We start from the raw sequence: 2154 nt of genomic DNA, 5'->3' as shown, positions 1-2154 counted from the left end.
TGGTTCAATTGATACAGATTACTGCTATTCACCTCTGTAGTCTATGGAATTGCGCTTAGATTCTAGGTTTGACGCGGGGTTCCGGGCGACTTTACGCATTTACGAAGGAATCCTTACGGTCGGCCTTTTAAAATCGGTATTTCGTCTGTAAGCCACTGATACCAAGGAATCCAGAGGTGTCTCAGGACAAACCGTTCTTTTGGTTAATTATCCCCAACAAATCGCCCATGTCCGCAAACTTATAGAGCAAGGCGGACACCACGACATTGTGGCAAAATCCCTAGGCGTTTCACAGCGGACGCTTTACAGGCGGTTAGAAAAATAAGCTTTATTCGGTTCTCGGAACAAGCTTTATCAACCGTCTGGTTATGACATCATCAAGCTTGCTCTTCACTTGCTTAAACAATTCATGCGGCAAAAGCCCATAACATGCGCTGTTTACATCGCCATATTTTGCAAAACGTAAATCTGGGCCCGGCCAATTGAAGCGGTTGGCTTCGGTCAAGACAATCCAAGACCGTTCATCATCCAAACCTAAACGGCGTTTGGTCGCTTGGGGAATTTCAACAGCAAGCTCTGGATTGGTCGGCGGCGTGTGGGTAATGGGCAAAACCGTAACAGTTTTGCTTTCTCCAACATTTGACGTTACGAGAATGACCGCACAAGGCCTATCCTTTACGCCTTCTTCTTGACCCCGCAAATGCTCGGACTGCCATAGATAGGAATAGCGAATAACTAAGCCGGGTACGGGTTGTGGAAATGACAAGGGCTATCCGATTAGTTCAGCGTTAAAGGCAATGGATTCAATGGGCGGCTCGGCCTTGCGGATGTTTTGCAAATCTTCTTCGGTAAAATCATCAACGCTTAAAACTATCCTGTCCCGCCGCTTCAAACGTTGATATTCATCAACGGACAAAACCACTACCCGCTCCCGTCCGTTTCGGGTGATGGCAACAGGCTCGGTTAAAGCCACGTCCTGATAACGTCCAAAATGCCGCTGAAACTCGGCGGAACTGATAGTAACCATAAAACTAACCCCTAATCTGCAATATACATATCTTGCATACTATACATAACTTACAGGCTGTTGTCTCCGTAAAAAACAGGTTCGGGCTGGGGGTTGGGAGGCATGCGCATTGTGGACCGAAGCGGAGCAATGTATAAGCGTGTTTATTTTGATAAAAAAATAATAGTATTAAATTAAGTTAAGTTAACACAATAGAGTCAAATCCAAAATTATAATAAATTATTACCAACCGCGATAAATTCGCCTAGACAGCACTAAGACTGCCAACACTCCACGGGAAGGGTTGAAAATGGCAAAAAGGCGTTTGTCGGGGTTACATCGGTCAAATCATCAACAGAAAGCTGTCAAATTTAACCGCACAGCAATAAAAAATGGTTTTGGCTAGATGTACAAAAACCAGCCTAAAAATTGCCTTAAAATCGTTTTTTGCTAAACAGCGTCTTGAATGAAGAAAGTTGGCTAATTTTTAGACAATCTGACTCAAACCGCCAAGCAGTAAGTGTTACGTTTAGTTCCATCACAAGATTATCAACCGCTTTTGTGGATAACTTACAGAAAACGGTTCTGTCGCGCACTTTTTGAAACTGTCGTTTGCTGGGTTGTCGGTGAACAAGTCAAGCTGGCGGTTTTGTTTAGTCACTGCACTAGCTTCCTTTCCAAGGGTCAAAGCCTAACGGTTGGCGGTTAGCCCGACAATATAGAAAAATATCGAAAATTGGCCGGAATTTTGCCCGCCTGCGGATTTTTCTGTGCCTGTGGCTCCGTATCTAGCTTAAAAATGTTTTTTCGCTTCCTTGGCATGTTTATGGGGCTTTTATGGCTGTTGCAAAAAATGGCTTGTATATTCCCCGTTTTATTAGAAATGGGTTTGATTTTTGGGTCTATGTTGGCTGTGGAAAGCAATTTTTAGTAGATTAAAGTTTTGTTAAATTTTGCATGGCAACAAAGTTATCCACATATTCACAGGCTCACGGTCATGGTTAAAAAGAAGGATAAATAAAGGATAAAAGGATAAGAGATTTTTATTAACTTTTTATCTTATATTTATCAATTGCTTATATTAATTTTTCCACAGCGACCCGCCCCCTATAACTACTGCCAGCATATGAAATACCCCCCTTTTTTGA

2 protein-coding genes are annotated in these 2154 nt (G+C 42.7%); both read right to left on the bottom strand.

Annotated features, from left to right (window positions below; genetic code table 11):
• Positions 1-328: 328 nt before the first annotated feature.
• Positions 329-766: a type II toxin-antitoxin system PemK/MazF family toxin gene (locus AADEFJLK_RS23485; protein ID WP_103976018.1), complete on the bottom strand. Its 438-nt coding sequence runs from the start codon at positions 764-766 to the stop codon at positions 329-331.
• A 3-nt stretch (positions 767-769) separates the two neighbouring features.
• On the bottom strand, positions 770-1027 hold the full coding sequence (locus tag AADEFJLK_RS23480; RefSeq protein WP_103976017.1) for a type II toxin-antitoxin system Phd/YefM family antitoxin: 258 nt from the start codon (positions 1025-1027) through the stop codon (positions 770-772).
• Positions 1028-2154 lie beyond the last annotated feature (1127 nt).

Origin of the sequence: Methylovulum psychrotolerans, assembly GCF_002923755.1 — a bacterium.
Lineage (GTDB): Bacteria > Pseudomonadota > Gammaproteobacteria > Methylococcales > Methylomonadaceae > Methylovulum > Methylovulum psychrotolerans.
Note: the sequence above shows the minus strand (reverse complement) of the source record. Positions and strands in the feature narration are given on the sequence as shown.